This is a genomic window from Acinetobacter sp. NRRL B-65365 (genome assembly GCF_001605865.1).
In the GTDB taxonomy this organism is placed as follows: domain Bacteria; phylum Pseudomonadota; class Gammaproteobacteria; order Pseudomonadales; family Moraxellaceae; genus Acinetobacter; species Acinetobacter vivianii.
This window is the reverse complement of sequence record NZ_LRPD01000002.1, coordinates 65,761-84,655: the sequence shown is the minus strand read 5'-3', so window position 1 is coordinate 84,655 and position 18,895 is coordinate 65,761. Positions and strand designations below refer to the sequence as shown.

Annotated in this window: 16 protein-coding genes; 12 read left to right on the top strand and 4 right to left on the bottom strand. The window is 38.8% G+C overall.

The window, feature by feature from the left end; genetic code table 11:
- The 8 genes from AWW72_RS01690 to AWW72_RS01655 all read left to right on the top strand — a co-directional run.
- Positions 1-2,493, top strand: a 2,493-nt coding sequence (locus tag AWW72_RS01690) for a type VI secretion system Vgr family protein (protein WP_062846235.1), incomplete at its 5' end; no start/stop codon positions are given.
- Entirely contained in the window at positions 2,490-3,434 is a 945-nt protein-coding gene (locus AWW72_RS01685) for a DUF4123 domain-containing protein (RefSeq protein ID WP_062846234.1), read from the top strand. The genes AWW72_RS01690 and AWW72_RS01685, both read left to right, overlap by 4 nt.
- Positions 3,435-3,442: 8 nt before the next feature.
- The gene (locus AWW72_RS01680; protein WP_062846233.1) at positions 3,443-6,199 is read left to right on the top strand and encodes a T6SS effector BTH_I2691 family protein; all 2,757 of its coding nucleotides are present in this window, start codon (positions 3,443-3,445) and stop codon (positions 6,197-6,199) included.
- Position 6,200: 1 nt separating this feature from the next.
- Positions 6,201-6,977, top strand: a complete 777-nt coding sequence (locus tag AWW72_RS01675; RefSeq protein ID WP_062846232.1) for a putative type VI secretion system effector — start codon at positions 6,201-6,203, stop codon at positions 6,975-6,977.
- Positions 6,977-7,768, top strand: coding sequence for a putative type VI secretion system effector (locus AWW72_RS01670; RefSeq protein ID WP_062846231.1), 792 nt, complete (start codon positions 6,977-6,979; stop codon positions 7,766-7,768). Before AWW72_RS01675 ends, AWW72_RS01670 begins: the two co-directional genes overlap by 1 nt.
- Positions 7,768-8,553: a putative type VI secretion system effector gene (locus tag AWW72_RS01665; protein ID WP_062846230.1), complete on the top strand. Its 786-nt coding sequence runs from the start codon at positions 7,768-7,770 to the stop codon at positions 8,551-8,553. Before AWW72_RS01670 ends, AWW72_RS01665 begins: the two co-directional genes overlap by 1 nt.
- Before the next feature lie 16 nt (positions 8,554-8,569).
- Complete coding sequence (locus AWW72_RS01660; RefSeq protein ID WP_062846229.1) at positions 8,570-9,475, top strand: tetratricopeptide repeat protein; 906 nt, start codon at positions 8,570-8,572, stop codon at positions 9,473-9,475.
- Between the two features lie 77 nt (positions 9,476-9,552).
- The gene (locus AWW72_RS01655; protein WP_062846228.1) at positions 9,553-10,335 is read left to right on the top strand and encodes an SEL1-like repeat protein; all 783 of its coding nucleotides are present in this window, start codon (positions 9,553-9,555) and stop codon (positions 10,333-10,335) included.
- A gap of 72 nt (positions 10,336-10,407) precedes the next feature.
- Here AWW72_RS01655 and trmB read toward each other — a convergent pair whose 3' ends face one another.
- Positions 10,408-11,124, bottom strand: coding sequence for a tRNA (guanosine(46)-N7)-methyltransferase TrmB (gene trmB, locus AWW72_RS01650; protein WP_062846227.1), 717 nt, complete (start codon positions 11,122-11,124; stop codon positions 10,408-10,410).
- Positions 11,125-11,307: 183 nt separating this feature from the next.
- Between trmB and AWW72_RS01645 the strand changes: the two genes are divergently transcribed.
- Both AWW72_RS01645 and AWW72_RS01640 read left to right on the top strand, forming a co-directional pair.
- On the top strand, positions 11,308-13,749 hold the full coding sequence (locus AWW72_RS01645) for an ExeM/NucH family extracellular endonuclease (RefSeq protein WP_062846226.1): 2,442 nt from the start codon (positions 11,308-11,310) through the stop codon (positions 13,747-13,749).
- Positions 13,750-13,954: 205 nt separating this feature from the next.
- Positions 13,955-14,566 carry a glutathione binding-like protein gene (locus AWW72_RS01640; protein WP_004772690.1) on the top strand — a complete coding sequence of 204 codons (612 nt, stop codon included), beginning with the start codon at positions 13,955-13,957 and terminating at the stop codon, positions 14,564-14,566.
- 53 nt (positions 14,567-14,619) lie between these two features.
- Here the strand turns inward: AWW72_RS01640 and AWW72_RS01635 are convergent, their stop codons facing one another.
- Both AWW72_RS01635 and ahpF read right to left on the bottom strand, forming a co-directional pair.
- Positions 14,620-14,964: a hypothetical protein gene (locus AWW72_RS01635; RefSeq protein WP_004772688.1), complete on the bottom strand. Its 345-nt coding sequence runs from the start codon at positions 14,962-14,964 to the stop codon at positions 14,620-14,622.
- Positions 14,965-15,109: 145 nt separating this feature from the next.
- Positions 15,110-16,675, bottom strand: coding sequence for an alkyl hydroperoxide reductase subunit F (gene ahpF, locus AWW72_RS01630; protein ID WP_062846225.1), 1,566 nt, complete (start codon positions 16,673-16,675; stop codon positions 15,110-15,112).
- Positions 16,676-16,905: 230 nt separating this feature from the next.
- On the opposite strand from ahpF, the gene AWW72_RS01625 reads away from it, so the two are divergent.
- Both AWW72_RS01625 and AWW72_RS01620 read left to right on the top strand, forming a co-directional pair.
- Positions 16,906-17,124: a DUF1653 domain-containing protein gene (locus AWW72_RS01625; RefSeq protein ID WP_062846224.1), complete on the top strand. Its 219-nt coding sequence runs from the start codon at positions 16,906-16,908 to the stop codon at positions 17,122-17,124.
- A 36-nt stretch (positions 17,125-17,160) separates the two neighbouring features.
- Positions 17,161-17,748 carry an O-methyltransferase gene (locus AWW72_RS01620; protein WP_062846223.1) on the top strand — a complete coding sequence of 196 codons (588 nt, stop codon included), beginning with the start codon at positions 17,161-17,163 and terminating at the stop codon, positions 17,746-17,748.
- On the opposite strand, the gene AWW72_RS01615 is transcribed toward AWW72_RS01620, so the two are convergent.
- Positions 17,725-18,774 (bottom strand): helix-turn-helix domain-containing protein, encoded by a 1,050-nt coding sequence (locus AWW72_RS01615; protein ID WP_062846222.1) that lies wholly within the window; start codon positions 18,772-18,774, stop codon positions 17,725-17,727. The genes AWW72_RS01620 and AWW72_RS01615 overlap by 24 nt on opposite strands.
- Between the last annotated feature and the right edge of the window lie 121 nt (positions 18,775-18,895).

Sequence of the window (18,895 nt, the reverse complement as noted above, 5' to 3'; positions counted from 1 at the left end):
GATGGCCAGCATGAATTAAACGCTGGCTTTAAGGCAGAGCTGATCTGTTTGTCGACCAATGCCACCATTCCACTTAAACAATTTATTGGCAGCCAAGCTGCAATTGACACCGTTACCGATCAGGGCCAACTAAGCCGTGTCACGGGGATTATCACTCAAGCTTTACAAGGTCAGTCTGATGGTAGCTTAACTCTCTATAAACTCACGCTCGAAGATCCAACCGCACTGTGGAAACAACGCCGTAACAGCCGCGTGTTTATGAATAAAAGTGTGCGTGATGTGGTGGAAATCATATTCAAAGAATGGCAACAAAAAAGTCCCTTATTTGCATCGAGTTTAACACTTGATTTAAGCGGACTCAGCCAAGACTATGACGTCCGTCCCTTTATCATGCAATCCAATGAAAGTGACTATGACTTTCTGACCCGTCTGATGCGTAGTGAAGGGATTAACTGGCTGGTCGACGAATCAAAGCTGAAAGTCGGTAGTGCCAGCGAACAGATTCAGGCCCAGAAACTCCGTTTAATTGATGACAATAGCCAGTACCAAGCCTTAGACCGTCGCCATATTCGCTACCACCGCAGTAGTGCTACTGAACAATACGACAGCATGACCAGTTTAGTGGGGCAACGCTCATTACAACCGAGTGCAGTCCATGTACAACGCTGGCAAGCCGATGCACTGGAACAGGAAGAAGGTGCAGGTAGTGTGCAAAGTACACACAAATATAGTGAACAACACGACAATGCCAGCCTTGGTTTAGAACAGGCATGGCACTTCTCACCAGCATGGATGCAAGACCTCAATGGTGAAGATGGTGCAACCCAATCTGGCAATGCGCAAATTGAAAAGCTCAATCAGAACCTCGGCCAATACTACGACCAACAATCCAAACAGTTCGTGGCGAAGAGCACCGTCCGAGATACCCATGTGGGTTACTGGTTTGAACTGGCAGAACACCCTGAGATTGACCAGCACAGTGGCGCAGACAAAGAATTCCTGATCACAGGCAAACAGTTCTATAACCAGAACAACTTACCGAAAGATCTACAGCAGCAGATTAATCAGCTATTGGCACAAAGTCATTGGCAGCTCACCAAACAAAGCAACACAGAAGAACGCCAAGCCAATCAACTCACACTACAACGTCGTAGTATTAAAACCGTACCCGAATATAACCCATTACAACACCGCCCAGCAGCCTCTCCACAACGTGCCAAAGTGGTGGGCCCAAGTGGCGAAGAAATCCATGTCGATGAATGGGGACGGATAAAAGTCCGCTTCCTGTTTACCCGCAATGAAGACCACAGTCATGATGGTGGTGCAGGTGCCAATGACAACGACACCGATTCAGCTTGGGTGGATGTGCTGACACCTTGGGCAGGTGAAGGCTATGGCGCACGTTTCCTGCCACGGATCAATGAAATCGTGGTGATCGACTTCTTTGATGGCAACATTGACCGTCCGTTTGTGGTGGGCCGCATTCACGAAGCACAACGCAGCCCAACCAAGTTCGACAATGCAGGCAAGCTCCCAGACACCAAGAAGCTGGCGGGGATCAAGTCCAAAGAATACCAAGGCGAAGGCTTTAACCAGTTACGCTTTGATGACACCACAGGACAAATTAGTGCCCAACTACAAAGCAGCCATGCCGTCAGCCAACTTAACTTAGGTAAACTGAGCCATCCTAAAGACAAGGCCGAAAGTGAAGACCGAGGTGAAGGTTTTGAATTGCGTACCGATCAATGGGGTGCAGTCCGAGCTGGAGAAGGTCTACTGGTTTCCACGCATAAGCAGGATCAGGCACAAGGCGAACATCTTGATGCCCAACCAGCCAAGCAACAGCTTGAAGGCAACCAGAGCAATGCCAAAGCCTTAAGTGAAGTAGCCAAGAACCAGCAGACCGATGAGATTGAATCGCTTGATCAGTTGAAAGCCTTTGCTGATGAAATTGAAGCTGATATTGCCAAGTTTAACAAGGCGATGCTGTTATTGAGTTCACCTGCTGGCATTGGTCTGAGTACCAAGGAAGATATTCATTTATCCGCAGATGGGCCGATCAATCAGTTTGCAGGCGATAGTATCAATTTGAGTACGCAAAAGAATCTGATTGCACATGTGAGTGGTAAAGCCAGCCTGTTTGCTGCACAGAATGGGATTAAACAGGTGGCTGCTAAAGGTAAGTTTGAGGCATTGGCTCAAGCAGATGGAATGGATTTGCTTGCCAAGCAAGGGATTCAGATTATTTCGACGGAAGATCGTATTGAAATTACCAGTCCGAAAGAAATCGTGATCACAGCGGATGGTTCTCAGATCAAGCTGGATGGTTCAGGTATTTTTCCGATCACAGGTGGCAAGTTTGAAGTGAAGGCTGGGCAGCATTTGTTTATGGGGGGAGCATCTGTGAATGTCCCTGCAATTGATTTACCAGACTGTTCTGCGAAGCAGACACAGGCAGCCCAAAATGGCTCAGCTAAGGTTGACTTATCATGAGTTTACCTATTTTTACAGCAGTTCAATATATTTCTGAACAAGATGACAGAGTCCAGTTAGAACAACAATGTATAAAGTTATTACATCAATATGGTCATATCATCTTTTTGTTAGATAACACCTTAAATTCTTCAATTTTTGATGATGTGGTCAATACCTTAGCGAAAAAGAATACTGCTTATATTCCTTTAGCAATTAAAAAGGACATGGAAACATCTAATCTTTTTTTGATACGTATTGATGATCAAAAGGTATTTGAGCAAGTAAAAGATGATGTGCTGCTAAATTTATTGCGCAATAAAGATATTACCAATGACTATTACTTTGTACATGGCTTTGGTATAACAAAAACAGAATCTCTTGAAGAGTTAAGAGATCAGATAAGAAATAAGTTGGTTGTGTCTGATCAAGGACGGAAAATTTTATTCCGTTGGTATGATCCTCGGGTACTGATTTATTTAAATGATATTTTAGAAGAAAAAAATGTATTGAGTTTATTAGATAACTTTGAAGCTTGGCATTTTTTACATCCTACAGGGTTTTATAGCATCGAATCTCATGAGGAACGAGCTCAAATCAAAACATTAGCGCTTCGTTCTCTGGATCAATCTCAATCGGTCGCATTAGATCTGGTTGAAATAGCAAATAGTGTATTTCAACAGCTAAATGATTTTAAAGACGTCGATATTTCAAAATTACGCCCTGTAGAGATTCATAAAACTTTAGTACAAGCATATCAAGTTTATGGACTAGAAAATAATTTAGATCTCGTTACTTATGGTTTATATGGGCAAATTATTCATAAGGATTTTATGACTCATCCTGTAGTGACGGATATTCTTTACGCGCATTGCGTGCAGGGTGAGCTTTCATTTACAGATGCAATGGATTATCTGGATGCTGATTTGTACTCTGTTATTCAGCAAGATCTAAATGTATAAGGTGTGATATGACAACAAATGAAAAGATAAAATTGAAAAATCTAAATACGGCTAACTCGAAATTTGGTGAAGTTCTAAAACAGCAAAAGCAACAGCAAGCTCAAACTCTGAAGCTAGGACAAGCCAAACCTGTTGGTGATATGCGTATTCCCACAGTTGCCAAAGACGTAAATAAAAAAATAGAAGAGAGTGAAATTGCCAAGTCTGCCAAGCAGGCTACTGCTGCAAATGTACAGAATAATAGTGCAGGGCAAGCACAAAAGGAATGTTCGAATTTCTGTCGTAAAACGGGGTTTAATATTTTACCTTTACGTTATACGGTGGTAAGAGGTACTGTACCGGCTTTGCCTGCAACATTAGGAAAAAATGTAAAAGAGATTCAGTTAAGTCATTTTAAATATGCAGTAGAAATGATTGATACTGGATATATATATCGTTTAGTAAAACGGGCATCTGGAGCTTTGGAGTGGGCAGGCTATCTAGTTACACCGAAAGGACATTTATCATATTTTCCTGTTGGCAAAGAAGCGCCTAAAAGCGTCCCTGAATTTGCCTGCAAAGGTGCTGGACATAACTTTAATTCTTCTGTCATTTCTGTAGAAAGCAATCCTAAAGATGAGGCCAAAATTGCGTATATCATTCATACGCATGTGCCTATGAGTAAGTCAAAACTCAGTGAATATGAAAAAAATGCAGAGAAGTTTGTATCAGAAGGGAAATGGCAGAAAGTTTTAATCAGTGCTGGAAGTACACAGGAGCATTGTATTGCAGCAGGCCAGTTTAAAACCACGGTTTATAATATAAAGAGTTTTGGTGAAAACCGTATTGATGCAACGCTGAATAAATTTAAAAATGAACCAAAGTCACTTGCTTGTATGGCATTGTATGATCCAGTTGGTATTACGAGGAAGTTGAACGAAAGTCGTAATAGTCAGTTTGGTAAATTAACAAAATATCTAGCCAAAAATGAAGAAAAGATTAGCAACGAGCACCGACTGCAATCTTCTCAGCTCGTAGATAGTATTAAAATGGTTGTTGAGAATAAGCTAATTAATCAGCAATTAAGCGCACGAAGTCAAGTTGTTGACCTGACTGCAAAATTAGAATATGCCAAAGATAAAATACCAAAATTTGGTTCGATGGATCAGAGAGAATATTTAAGTAAGGTTCAAGAAATTTGGGATCGTGCACCCGTTGCTGAAAAAGATAAATTTCTTCAGCAACGGAATAAAAAAATTGCACAGGGTGAGCAAAAGTTAAAAGAGAAAATCATAACCCAATCTAAAGCTGAAGCTAAACTAACATGGGAAACTAAATATTCTCCAAAAATTAATTGGGATGCTAAAAAAGCTTTTGATAAAGAAGTAAAAAAGCTAACTAATGAGGGCCTTACACTTGCTCAAACTTATGCAAGTGATCATATCAAGTGGCTTAAATCTAAGCAGTTGCTTAATGCATTTTATGTTTATGATCAAACAATCTTAAAAGAATATGGTGCATTGTTTCATGTACATGCTTTAGCTGTAATGGATGGAATGACAGGATGTGATGAGGGACAAGCATTAATGGAAAAATGGTTGGGGGTTGAAAAAATTTCTGACGATAATCTATATATGCGAGCAGTTACCTATAACCAAAAAAATTTAATTGATCAGTATAATGCAAAAAGCTCTGAGATTACTTCTTTAACTTGGGATCAGACACAATCCAGTTTAAAAAGCTTAATTGCTGCATTTGTCAGTGCCGACCAGCTTTGGGAGCAATGGTTAGCGGACCCAAATAACAAAGTTAATGATCTGAAATGGTATAACCCAGCTAAATCCTTACTTTGGATTTCAGAAATTACTAGAAGTGTGACTAAATGGAGCCTGCAATATAATATAAATCCATTGATTTCAAAAAGTCTTGCGCGTGTTTCATTTATAGCTTATGCGCATAGTTCGTTATTAACAGACAAAGTGCCGAAATGGTCATTGCTCTATAATATAGATTTAAAAATGACGAATGCGGGTGCTCAACTGAATGCAACCGAGATTCAAAAACGTTGGAAAAATGCAGGGCAGAATACCGCGGCACAAAAAATTAAAGAAATTCTGAGTAAGTCTTCAACAAGTGTAGCAATTAGGATTTCCAGTATCGTTGCCTTGTTTGAATTAATAAATTTTGGAGTTCAATCTAATAAGTTTATTGGCGAAAAAAATTGGGAAAATGGATTCCAATTAATATCAGGGGTATTAGCATCTTCAGCAGCAGTATTGGATATTGCTGGTGGGGGGATGGAAGCTTTAAGTTTTAAGGAGAAGGCAAATAAAATTCGCTTATATGGTGCAAGACTGGCTGTTTCAGCAGCTACTATATCTTTTTGTATAGATGCATTTGCCTTGTATAAAGAAAAAGAAGGTGATAAAGATAAAATTCTTATGGCCTTTCTATTCACAAAGGCAACTGTATCTTTAGTAATGGTTGGAGTCGGTTTCGGCTTATTACTAAATTTACCAATATTACAAAATTCATGGATAGTGACCTCAGCTAATAAAATAGCTTTTACACGAATGCTTTTAGGCGCAAATTTTATTCGTATTGCAGCATATTGTAATTGGATTGGTATTGGTTTATTGGTTGTTGAATATTTGCTTAAGACATATGTGCTAGATGATGATTTACAAAAATGGTGTGAGAAATCAATATTTGGTAAAGATTCAAGTAAATTTAAGCTATTTAAAGATGAAGAAGAGGCTTTTAGTAAAGCTATTATGAGTATTTAATATGAAAGTTATTCAAGGTAAAATTCAGAAACTTGCTATTGAAGATTCTAAAATTCATCCTTTAAAAAATATAGGAAAACAAGCTGTTGGGTCAGCGATGCTCGGAACTTTAGCATCAAGTAGCACTTTAATGACTAATGCTCCAATTATGCTTATGGCTGCAAGAGGAATTGATGCTAAAACTTTTACTTTTGAAGTCAGTGGTTATAAGGTTATAGGGCAATTTACTACCGTCCAGTTTCAAGAAAATGATCCACTTATTATTGTAGTTAGTGATGAAAAAGAACAGGAACGGCATTTAGCTTATTCTATATTGGATCCTCAGTCGGGTTTGCTATATATGTTATATGAAATGGGAAGGTCTCTTAAAAAATCATATAAAAATATTTGGCAGCAAGTTTATATTTGGTCTATAAGTGCTAGTGTTATTTTTTCAGGACTATTTTTTATATTTGATATTTTTTCTGGAAAAGAAATTCTACATTTTTCTTATTTAATTGAAAGTATAAAATTATTTATTTTAATTCTTTTTGCTCTTTTAGTTTTTTTTAGTGTATTTATGAACCTTGTTTTTAGAAAGAACTTCAAACAATCTGCTGAGTTATCTGAGGAAATATTTTCTATTTTGGGTTTTAAAAATGTAGATGAACAAGATTTTTACAATGATTTTATTATTAAAGATGGTGTGAATATTAGTGTCATGGAATATCGAAAAAATTTAAAAGGCCCAGATCCTTATCCAGAGGATTATTTTGATAAGAAAAAAGTTAGTGAGTGATGACTGGTCTACAATTAAATCTAAAACTGGTAGAAGGTCCAATCCATTCTTTAGAAAAAGCCAAATCCAAAATACCCGTAAATCAAAATGTGGGAGGAATTGCAACTGGCACCGCTTTTGCTGGTGTACTGGCTGAAAGTAGTTCGTTACTTACCAGTGCTCCTATCTTGGTGATGGCAGGTAAAGCTAAAGATGGCATCACGTTTACAGGGGAAATAGAGGGATATTCTTTACTAGGGCAATTTACGACGGCTCGTTTTAAAGAAAATGATGAGCTTATTGCTGTAATTAATGACAAGCCTGTGGATGGACGTCATCAAGTTTATGCAATTATTGATCCTAAATCTGGCTTATTGTATATGATCTATGAAATGGGGCGTTCAGTAAAAAAAGGCTATAAAGCGATTATTATGCAAACCTATTATTTCACTTTAATTTGTTGGGGTGGGATGTCAATAATGCTTTTACTTTTTTATATCTTTGATTTTAATTATTCTTGGGATTCTTTTCTATATTTAATAATGTGGATACTTATAAGTATTTTTATCTGTATTCCATTGATGGCCTTTGTAAATTATTTTGGTTATAGGAAATCATATGAAAATTTTGGAACTTTATCAGAGCAAATATTTGAAAAACTAGGTTTTGATGATCCTAAAGAGCAGGATTTTTACAATGATTATTTAATTAATGATGGAATCAACATCAGTGTGATGGATTATAGAAAAAATTTAAAAGGTCAAGATCCTTATCCAGAAGATTATTTTGATAAGAAAAAAGTTAGTGAGTGATGACTGGTCTACAATTAAATCTAAAACTGGTAGAAGGCCCAATCCATTCTTTAGAAAAAGCCAAATCCAAAATACTCGTAAATCAGAATGTGGGTGGGATTGCAGCAGGCACTGCTTTTGCAGGTGTACTTGCTGGAAGTAGTTCATTGCTTACAAGCTCGCCTATTTTATTAATGGCTGGAAAAGCAAAAGATGGAATAACTTTTATTGGTGAAATAGAGGAGTGTCCTTTACTAGGACAATTTACCACTGTACGTTTTGACGAAAATGATGAATTGATTGCTGTAATTAATGAAAAGCCTGTAAAGGGACGACATCAAGTTTATGCAGTTGTCGATCCTAAATCAGGTTTGCTTTATATGATCTATGAAATGGGTCGTTCAGTAAAAATGGGTTATAAAGCGATTGTGATGCAGACCTATTATTTCACCCTTATTTGTTGGGGTGGAATTTCAATAATGCTTTTACTTTTTTATCTGTTTGATTTTGATTATTCTTGGGGATCTTTTTTTGATTTAATAAAGTGGCTATTCATAGGATTATTCCTTTGTATAGCACAAATGGCATTTATTAATTATTTTGCGTTTCGTAAATCCTATGAAAATTTTGGTGAATTATCCGAACAAATATTTGAAAAATTAGGTTTTGATGCTCCTAAAGAGCAGGATTTTTACAATGATTATTTAATTAATGATGGAATTAACATCAGTGTAATGGAGTATCGGAAAAACTTAAAAGGAAGAGATCCTTATCCAAAAGATTATTTTGATAAGAAAAAATTTTAAAGTAAAAGGTTACTTAATGAAGCTTAGATTTTTGTTTATTGTCTTAATATCGCTCACATCAGCATGTAGTCAAGACAAAGAAGAACATACACAAGGAACTTTAACTAAAGATTATAAAGATGTGTCTGAATATAAGTCTAAACATGATCTGGAAAAGGCTGCAAAAGCAAATGATGCAGAGGCTATTTTTGTATTGGCATCTATGTATGCCACAGGAGAAGGTAAAAAATTTGATCAAAAGAAAGCATTGGAATTATTTGAGAAATCTGCACAACTAGGTTCTTCAAATGCCATGCTGCAATTAGGGCTGATTTATCAAGATGGCAATGAAGCCGTAAAAAAAGATGGTCAAAAAGCTTTAATGTGGTTTGAAGAAGGGGCTAAAAAGGGAAATCCATCTGCGATTCATAATGTTGGGTTGGCATATTATAAAGGTTTAAATGTAAAACAGGATAGGGCAAAAGCGTTTACATATTTTATTCGATCTGCTGAATCTGGACTCATACAGTCCCAGACAGTTGTTGCTGCTCAATTATATGGTGGGGATGGTGTTGAAAAGGACATCAAAGCATCTTTTAAATGGATATTAAAAGCAGCTGAGCAGGGTGATCTCGAGTCACAAAACAATGTGGGCTTAGCGTATGAACGAGGAGAGGGTGTAGAACAAGATCCACTTCAAGCCCTTGTCTGGTTTAAGCGGGCAGCAGACCATGGTCATCCGTTAGCGCAATATAATACTGCACTTAAATATTATAATGGTGCCGGTATGAAACAGAATTTAGATGAATCAATACGATATGCAGAAATGGCTGTACGTAATGGAAACTCATCAGCTAAAGCATTGTTATATGATATTTACGCAGAAAGTAGTAGCTTTAAATATAGTCCTGAAAAAGCAAACTATTGGAAAGCAAAGTTGTAATCGTACATTCAATCTTTCTATGGATATGAAAATCTGACTTTAAACTCATCTGATTTATACAAGGTATTTATCTTCAAATGAAAGAAAAACTTATTCTTATTTTGATACTTTTAAATTTCGCTCAATTGAGTGGCTGTTCAGATGTCACACAAAAACATAATGATCAGACGATTCAGGCGGATGCGTTATATCAAGAAGCTGAAAAGTACTATTTGGGACAAGGGACTTCACAAAATTATAAAAAGGCATTCAATTTATTTGAAAAAGCTGCGAAACAAGGTTCAGCGGCTGCTCAAAATGATTTGGCCAGTATGTATTTTCAAGGGTTAAGTACTCAACAAGACTATGAAAAAGCTTTTTTCTGGTTCAGCAAATCAACACAACAAAACTTTCCAGAGGCACAATATAACTTAGGCCTTATGTATGCTCACGGAAATTTTGTAGCAGAAGATAGAGCTAAGGCATTAGATCTATTCGTTCAAGCAGCAGCGCAGAATTTTGCACCAGCTCAGTTTAATGTAGCTAATGCTTATCTAAAAGGTGATGGTTTACCTAGAGATGAGAAAAAGGCCTTAGAACTATATGCCAAAGCAGCAGAACAAAACTTTCCTCAAGCACAATTCAATTTGGCTAATGCTTATTTTAATGGTGATGGATTACCTAAAGATGAAAAAAAGGCTTTAGAGCTATTTACCAAAGCAGCAGAGCAAGAGCTTCCTCAAGCTCAATATAACTTGGCATATTTATATCAACATCAGTTTAATAACAAGGAAAAAGCTAAATATTGGTTTAAAAAAGCCAATGATAATGGAGTACAAGAGTCTGTAGATGCTTTAAAGCAGTTAGAGAACAACTCATAGTAACTATTTTTAAATCTTAGATTTAAAAAAGCCACTAAACAATTAGTGGCTTCCTTCGAAAACTAAATCAGCTTATTTAATTTTCTTAAAAATAAAGTCATTAATCTTATGACCAGATTCCAGACCACGACGCTCGAATTTAGTGACTGGACGCCATTCTGGACGAGGGTAGCTATTGCCTTTACCTGCCAAGTTTTCCATATCAGGACGATTGTCTAGAATATCAAGCATCCACTCTGCATACGGTTCCCAATCTGTCGCTGCGTGGAAGGTACCACCCAACTCAAGCTTTTGTTCAACCAGTTGCATACGTTCATGAATCACAAAACGGCGTTTAAAGTGACGCTTCTTCTGCCATGGATCTGGGAAGTAAAGCTGTACGCAGTTAATGCTGTTGTCTGGCATTTCGCGTAAGACCTGAATTGCATCTGCATCTAGTACAAATAGGTTCTTCAAGCCAGCCATACCTGCTTCATACACACACTGTGCAATCCCAGGAACATGCACTTCGATTCCGACAAAGTTGCGTTCAGGATTGGCTTTTGCCATTAATACCAAAGAACGACCCATACCAAAACCGATTTCAACGGTCAATGGACGTTCAGGATTTTCAAAGTGCTGGCGTAAATCACCAACAGGGTATTCCAAAATTAAATCACGATAATCTTCTAAAGCAGTACGTTGTGAAGTATTGAGCGGAGCTGAACGACGCATAAACGTCACAATTTCACGGTGCTCAGGCAAATTGTCGAGTTCCGTAATTTGCGTTTCTAACTGATCGTTTGACATGATTCTGGAGATATAAATATAGAAATGCCGTATTTTAAGTGCTCAGGTGGACAAGTCAAACTTTTAAGTGATTTTATTTCGCTGATTATTTTTGAAAATGATGAAAATTTGTCAAAAAATCTTCATGGTGCTGTCACAGAACTTGCATAGCCTAATGGCAATTTAAACACTAAGTAAAAAATCATGAATAATTTTAAATATCATTCGATCGCCATTTGTCTAGGTTTATTAGGCGTATCTTCAATCTTTTCTGCTGCACATGCACAATTGATGTTTAGCCAATATGTCGATGGCAGTAGTAATAAAAAGGGACTGGAAATCTATAATCCAGATGCAACTACGGTGAATCTGGCGGATTATGAAATCCAGCAGTTTAATAATGGTGGCACCGTTAAAACCGCAGCATTTCCCTTACAGGGCAGTTTAGCTAGCAAACAAAAATTCCTGATCGGCCGTTCAGAATTACAAGCGCAATTAGGAAATAAGGTGAATCAGGTTGCTGGCTTATCCTTTAATGGCGATGATGCGGTTGTTTTGCTGTATCGCGGTACACCTATAGATCGTTTTGGCCGCATTGGTGAACGTCCTACAAATGGTTGGGGCACAACTGTTTTCAGTATGGGCAACAGCTTTAAACGTACACAGACCGAAAACCCTGTGGTGAGTATTGATCCAACTAGTCCATTTGATCTGGATCAATCTTGGCAGGGGTGGACAGATCGCAATGATTTTTCCAATTTAACAGGGTCAACCACAACTCCGCCTGTTACTGAAAATGTAAGCTGTAGCAGTAGCGATACACCGATTGCAAAACTGGCAGAATCAACGCAAGACCAAAGTTATACCATTCGTGGTGTGATCACAGGGGATTATCGCTATAACAATGGCTTCTCGGGTTTTTATGTACAAACGCCTGATAGCAAAGCTATACCAAATGTTAGTAATGCCATTTTTGTCTATATTCCTGCAAGCAGTGCAGTGAAAGGTGGGCAGATCGGTGATGAAGTCATTCTACGTGGTCGTTTGACCAGTTATCAAAACCAGCTTCAGATCGATCAGTTACAACAGGATATTCTCACCTGTAACCAGAATATGGCAGATCAGATCCAGCCAATTGCGTTGAACTTGCCATTTAACAGTCTAACCGAGACGACGGGGAACTCACCAAAACGTTATCAAGGTATGCTGGTCAAGTTCCCGCAAACGCTTACCGTCAGTGAAAACTATAATTTTGGGCGCTATGGTGAATTATCTTTAAGCCTTGGTCGTTTGTTTATTCCAACCAATCTGTATCCAGCACTGTCGAATGAAGCAAAAGCCTTAGCGCAACAAAATCTGCTGTCCAAGATTATTTTTGATGATGGCTATAACAACCAGAATCGAGCACCATGGTTGCCACAAAACTTTAGTGCTTTAAATACGCTACGTTCAGGATATCAGTTAAAAAATACTCAAGGTATTTTGGAATATCGCTTTAATGCATGGCGCGTACAACCGATAGCGGGGGCGAACTTGCCAGAAGTGGTGAGTAGTTCTAATCCACGCACGAGCATCGCCGCTAAACAAAGCAAACATGTCCGTGTAGCTGCATTTAATGTACTCAACTATGACAATGGTAAAAATGGCTTCCCAACTGAACGTGGTGCCAATAGCAAAGCTGAATTTGACAAGCAACATGCCAAAATCGTCAATGCAATGAAATCAATTGATGCTGATGTATATGGCTTGATGGAGATTGCCAACAATGGTTATGGCAGTGACAGTGCTATTGCTAATTTAACCAAGGCGCTAGGCCCAGACTGGAAATATGTGATTCCTGAAGGTTTGAATCAGCTTGGTACCGATGTAATTGCCGTCGCAATTATTTATAACGCTAAACGTGTGCAACCTGTTAATAAAGCCGCTGTATTGGATTTGGGGGATAAAAACCGTAGCACGATTGCACAGTCATTTAAACCCGTGCAGGGCGGACAGATTTTTACGGTTATTCCGAATCATCTTAAGTCGAAAGGCTGTTCGGGTGTAGATGCCAATTCTTTAGATGCTGATCAACAAGACGGGCAAGGCTGCTGGAATCCAACGCGTGTGAAAGCGGTTGAACAATTAACGCAATGGATTGCCAAGAATCCAACTCAGGTCAAAAATCCGAATATTTTATTATTGGGTGATATGAACAGCTATGCTAAAGAAGACCCAATTCTGACTTTTGAGAAAGCCAATTATAAAGTGTTATTGAATGATCATAAGGTCGGTGAGGGTGCCAATGCCTATAGCTATGTCTTTGGTGTGTCGAGCAATGCTGAGGGTTATGGTGGGGCAGGTAATCTGGATCATGCCATTGCGGATGCCAACCTGTATAAGCGTGTGATCAAAACCTTTGCATGGCATATCAATGCGGATGAGCCAACGGTACTGGACTATAACGAAGAATATAAAACCGATGAGCAAAAGGAGCTGTTCTTCTCAGCCGATGCATATCGTTCTTCAGACCATGATCCTGTGATTGTTGATCTGGATATGAAATCAGCTGATTCGCAACTTGAACCTGAACATCCGAAAAGTGTCATTGCAGCGTTCTTAAATTCACTTTTGGAATGGTTAGGCAAACTTTTTGGCAGAGCGTAACTGTATATCCGTGACGAGTTTGGGTGAGTTTTTTCATAAATTAATCAATCGTCACGGAATATAACTTGCAAGGCAGAAAAAAATTCATTAATAGTAGTGGTGTAGATGTTCTTAGCATGAAAGCTATTATAAGTTTGAGTTATTCTGTTCTCGAGTTTCGTAGGAACGTTCTAGAGCATAAGTTGTTAGATAACAAGGATCAATTATGAAGTTGTATTATTCACCTGGTGCATGCTCATTGGCAGCCCATATTATTTTAAATGAAATAAATGTCGATTTTGATTTAGAACGCGTTGATCTAAAAACACATAAAACCTCAAAAGGTGCAGATTATTACGAGATTAATCCAAAGGGCTATGTTCCTGCTTTGGAAATTAATCCAGGTTTGATTTTAACCGAGAATGTTGCGATTTTACCGTTTTTGGCGCAACACGATCCAAAACAGGACTTGATTCCGCCATCAGGGATGGGGAGAGCAAAAGTACTTGAATGGTTGGGATATTTGAACTCGGAACTGCATGATGCTTATGCGGTTTTCTTCACCGGTAAACTGACTGACGATGAGAAGACCAAGGCATATGCTGAAGTGGATCGTTTGTTGAAATATATCGATGACTATCTGGCGGGTTGGGATTGTGATTATCTGGTCGATGATAATTTTGGTCCAGCAGATGCCTATTTGTTTGTGTTAACCAACTGGTCAAACCATATCGAACATGATTTAACACCATATATCCATATCGTAGCGCTACGTAATAAAATTGCTGAGCGTCAATCGGTTCAGATTGCGATGCGTGATGAAGGGCTGTTGAGCTAATACAACCCAATAAAAAAGCCTCTGTTTACAGAGGCTTTTTTATTTCAACAAAATTATTGTTGAGCTTTTTCTTTCACATCAGCAGCGCCTGATTCTACAGCACCAGCAACTTTAGTGGTTGCATCACGTGCAGCAGCTTCAGTTTTTGCAGCAGCTTCAGCAGTCGCCGTTGCAGTGTGATCAGCAGCAGCATCAATTTGATCACCCGCTGTATCTACAGCAGTTGCAACATCGTTAGTCGCATTTTGAGTTGCGTCTTTAATATCTGCGCCAGCTTGATCAGCAGCGTGTTCTAAATGTTCACCCGTGGTCGCGCCTGTTTCAGGTGCTTTATCTTTATTACAGCCTACAAGCGCAACAGTAGCAGCAAGACCTAATGCAACAAGTAATTTATTCATTGTCTATTTCCTTTTCTTTGTGGCATCCAATAGGAATGGATACCAAAAATATAACCATAAACTGCACAAAGAATAAAGTTGAAAATTTGTAAAAACACGCACTTACATCGGTCAATATAAGTGCGCGTCTTATTTTTAAATCAGTTTAGAGGCCAGAACGGATCATATAATCAAAGGCAGAAAGTGATGCTTTGGCACCTTCACCTGTGGCAATGATAATTTGCTTGTATGGCACGGTAGTACAGTCACCTGCGGCAAATACACCCTTAACACTGGTTTCGTTACGATCATTAATCACGATCTCACCACGGTTGCTCAACTCGACAGCACTGTTCTTTAAGAAATCTGTGTTTGGCAATAACCCAATCTGTACAAAGATCCCTGCAAGCTCAACCGTATGTTCAACATCAGTCGCACGGTCTTTGTATTTTAATGCTGTTACTTGAGCGCCATCACCAACCACTTCTGTACTCAATGCATTCATGATTACTGTGGTATTTGGCAAGCTGTTTAACTTGTCTTGTAATACTTGATCGGCACGAAGCTTGGTATCAAATTCAACCAAAGTCACATGCTCAACAATGCCTGCAAGGTCAATCGCAGCTTCAACACCCGAGTTTCCGCCACCAATCACCGCAACACGTTTACCTTTAAATAATGGGCCATCACAGTGTGGGCAATACGCGACACCACGAGTACGGTATTCTGCTTCACCCGGAACATTCATTTCTCTCCAGCGTGCACCAGTTGAAAGAATGATGGTTTTCGATTCAAGCTTGGCACCATTTTCCAGTTCAACTTTAACCAGACCGTTTGCGGTTTGATCTGCACCTGTGATCTTGCTGACACGTTGCAGGTTCATGATATCCACGCCGTATTCACGTACATGTGCTTCCATATCCTGAGCAAACTTAGGACCTACCGTTTTTTGCACAGTAGTAAAGTTTTCAATATCCATGGTATCCATCACCTGACCGCCAAAGCGTTCAGCCACAATACCTGTTTTAATGCCTTTACGTGCTGCATAGATCGCTGCGGTACCGCCTGCAGGGCCACCACCAATCACCAATACATCAAACGCATCTTTGGCATTGATAGCCGCTGCATCTTTCTCAGCAGAATTGGTATCTAACTTGGCAACGATTTCTTCCAAAGTCATACGACCTTGACCGATATGCTCATTGTCTTGGAATACCATAGGTACAGCCAAAATTTTGCGTTCTTCTACTTCGTCTTGGAAGAAAGCACCATCAATCATGGTCGCTGTGGTATTTGGGTTATTGATTGCAATGAGGTTAAGTGCTTGTACTACATCTGGACAGTTATGACAGCTCAATGAAACAAACACATCAAAGTTTGCAGTCAAGTTTAAGCCTTTGATTTGAGTCAAGACTTCATCAGACACTTTCGGTGCATAACCAGAGACTTGCAATAATGCCAAGATCAAAGAGGTAAACTCATGTCCCATCGGTAAACCAGCAAAAAATACACGCGGTTGTTCGCCTGCTTTCGCTACACCGAAGCTAGGACGGCGAGCGTTTGAACCGTCAAAACGCGCCGTAACCTGATCAGAAAGTTCAGCGATTTCAGTCACCAGTTCTTTGATTTTTTCTGCTTTATCTGAGTCATCTAAAGCAGCAACCAGTTCAATCGGACTTTCTAAACGTTCTAAATAAGCTTTTAATTGAGTTTTAATATTTTGATCTAACATGTATGACTCCAAACCCTAAGACTTTTAAATCAGTAAATTCATTCAATGAGGCTATAGTACGCAAAAACCATAAATAGGTAAAACAGTATGTTTTTATTATTTTGATCGGTTTTTTGAATTTTTAATTTATCCGTTGAATTTTGAAATGTATCTTTCGATAAAAAAATCAGTACAATCAAACTTGTTATACAACTGCAATCATTGCATGGCATAAATAGAGGATAAGCAATATGGCATTACAGCGCGGCATCTATCAACATTATAAAGGACAACTTTATCAAGTCTTTCATGTTGCTCGTCATAGTGAAACTGAAGAGGAGCTGGTCGTGTATCAATGCTTATATGGCGATTATTCAATGTGGGTACGCCCATTGGCAATGTTTACTGAAACGGTTCAACTGGCTGATAGACAAATCCAGCCCCGTTTTAAATTGATTCAAGCGACCTAAGCGTAATTTGCCGACTTGGCATTTGGGGAGTCAGAGATGACCAGTAGTGTATTCTTACAACGTATTTCTGATTTATATGATCAGTTCAAGCAACATGATGCTCAACAGTCTGATCGTCTGAGTCGCTATCGGAATATTGAAGCTGAGTCGGCAAAATTATTGGCGATGTTAATTCGTTGCCAGCAATCAAAACGTATTCTGGAAATTGGCACTTCTACTGGTTATTCAACCTTATGGTTGGCTGAGGCTGCCCAAGCGGTAGATGGCAATGTTCAAACCGTAGAAATTGATCCTTTACGCAGTGCTCAAGCGAAAAAATATGCAGAAGAATTTGAGTTAGAACAGCAAATTGATTTCTGGGTAGGAGATGCAGCGGATTTTCTGACCAAAGCCACTGAGCCCTTTGATTTTATTTTACTGGATGCAGAACGCATTCATTACGTGAGTTACTGGGTTGATTTAAAACGGTTATTACAAAAGGCGGGCAGTACTTTGATCATTGATAACGTAATTTCTCATGCTGCCGAAGTAAAAACCTTTCTGGAATTGATCAAGAATGATGAACATTACATGAGTACAACTTTGCCGATTGGTGCGGGCTTATGTATGGTGATCTTGAAGTGAATTGATTTTATCTTGATGGCTCAAGCGATACGCTTGTGGACTACAACCCATCACTTTATTAAAGGCACGGGTAAAATTGGCAGGGTTGGAATAACCCAGTTCATAAGCAACCGCTGTAATGGTAAAGCTAGAATTCTCTAACAAATTAATGGCACGTTCAGTGCTGATCTGCTGTTTTAATGCATGAAATTCAACACCTTGCTGCTGCAAATAGCGTTGCAGCGTTTTTGTAGAAATATTCAGGACTTTGGCACATTCAGTTAAGGTGGGGACTTGATTGGCTTGTCTGAGCATCATACTGACCCATTCCACAATTTCACCTTGATGATAAATCTTCTGGATTTGTTCCTGACAGCGTTGTTCAACTACTTTTAAACTATGCGCGTCTGCCAAAGGCAAAGGCAGTGCAAGTTGTTGCTGGTCAATAACGACACGGATTCCTGAGAGCCACGTATAGTTAAAGTGGAAATTGGCTTTCACTAAAGATAAATAACGTTCTTGATAACTTGGCTCTGGAACACTCAAATACACTTGGTAACGTTGTAATTGCTGACCAGCCAATTCTAACAGGCTGTAGTAAAACGCCACCGCAATCGCTTCAATATGAAAGGCCAAACACTGTTTATTCATCTGCAAAATTGGTTCAAATAACAGTTCAACCTTTTGTTGATGGGCTGGTACCTGAATGCTGAGCTTAAAACTTGGCATAATCAATCTAAAATACTGAGCAATTAATTTGAGCGCATGTTCCAGATTCGGACTGGTCATCAACGCATAACCCACTAGACTATGCGAGCTGAGTTTAAGATTTTTACCCAGTTCAAAGGCCAGATCTTGGGTATTGGGCAGACTTAAACCAATTTCAATAAATTGCTCAATCTGTTGAATGGACAACAGTTCTGTTGTTGCCAGTTGTTGCTGCAAAGCGATCAAGACGTCATTGTTGTATTGATGAGTTGCAATCAATATTTCAATCAGTCGTGAATAATAACGTGATGGAATAACAGGAATCTGCTGCTTCTGCACAATAAAAACTCAGTAAAGTCTTAAAATGATAATAGCAAGTCTTAAAATGATAATATATGGTTGCTGCAAAAGGACACAATCAATTCAAGCAAAACAGATGTGTTTGATTGAGGGAATTCAA

Coding starts and splice junctions, on each gene's coding strand:
- AWW72_RS01685 (WP_062846234.1), top strand. CDS start 2,490: ATGAGTTTACCTATTTTTACAGCAGTTCAATATATTTCTGAACAAGAT.
- AWW72_RS01680 (WP_062846233.1), top strand. CDS start 3,443: ATGACAACAAATGAAAAGATAAAATTGAAAAATCTAAATACGGCTAAC.
- AWW72_RS01675 (WP_062846232.1), top strand. CDS start 6,201: ATGAAAGTTATTCAAGGTAAAATTCAGAAACTTGCTATTGAAGATTCT.
- AWW72_RS01670 (WP_062846231.1), top strand. CDS start 6,977: ATGACTGGTCTACAATTAAATCTAAAACTGGTAGAAGGTCCAATCCAT.
- AWW72_RS01665 (WP_062846230.1), top strand. CDS start 7,768: ATGACTGGTCTACAATTAAATCTAAAACTGGTAGAAGGCCCAATCCAT.
- AWW72_RS01660 (WP_062846229.1), top strand. CDS start 8,570: ATGAAGCTTAGATTTTTGTTTATTGTCTTAATATCGCTCACATCAGCA.
- AWW72_RS01655 (WP_062846228.1), top strand. CDS start 9,553: ATGAAAGAAAAACTTATTCTTATTTTGATACTTTTAAATTTCGCTCAA.
- trmB (WP_062846227.1), bottom strand. CDS start 11,124: ATGTCAAACGATCAGTTAGAAACGCAAATTACGGAACTCGACAATTTG.
- AWW72_RS01645 (WP_062846226.1), top strand. CDS start 11,308: ATGAATAATTTTAAATATCATTCGATCGCCATTTGTCTAGGTTTATTA.
- AWW72_RS01640 (WP_004772690.1), top strand. CDS start 13,955: ATGAAGTTGTATTATTCACCTGGTGCATGCTCATTGGCAGCCCATATT.
- AWW72_RS01635 (WP_004772688.1), bottom strand. CDS start 14,964: ATGAATAAATTACTTGTTGCATTAGGTCTTGCTGCTACTGTTGCGCTT.
- ahpF (WP_062846225.1), bottom strand. CDS start 16,675: ATGTTAGATCAAAATATTAAAACTCAATTAAAAGCTTATTTAGAACGT.
- AWW72_RS01625 (WP_062846224.1), top strand. CDS start 16,906: ATGGCATTACAGCGCGGCATCTATCAACATTATAAAGGACAACTTTAT.
- AWW72_RS01620 (WP_062846223.1), top strand. CDS start 17,161: ATGACCAGTAGTGTATTCTTACAACGTATTTCTGATTTATATGATCAG.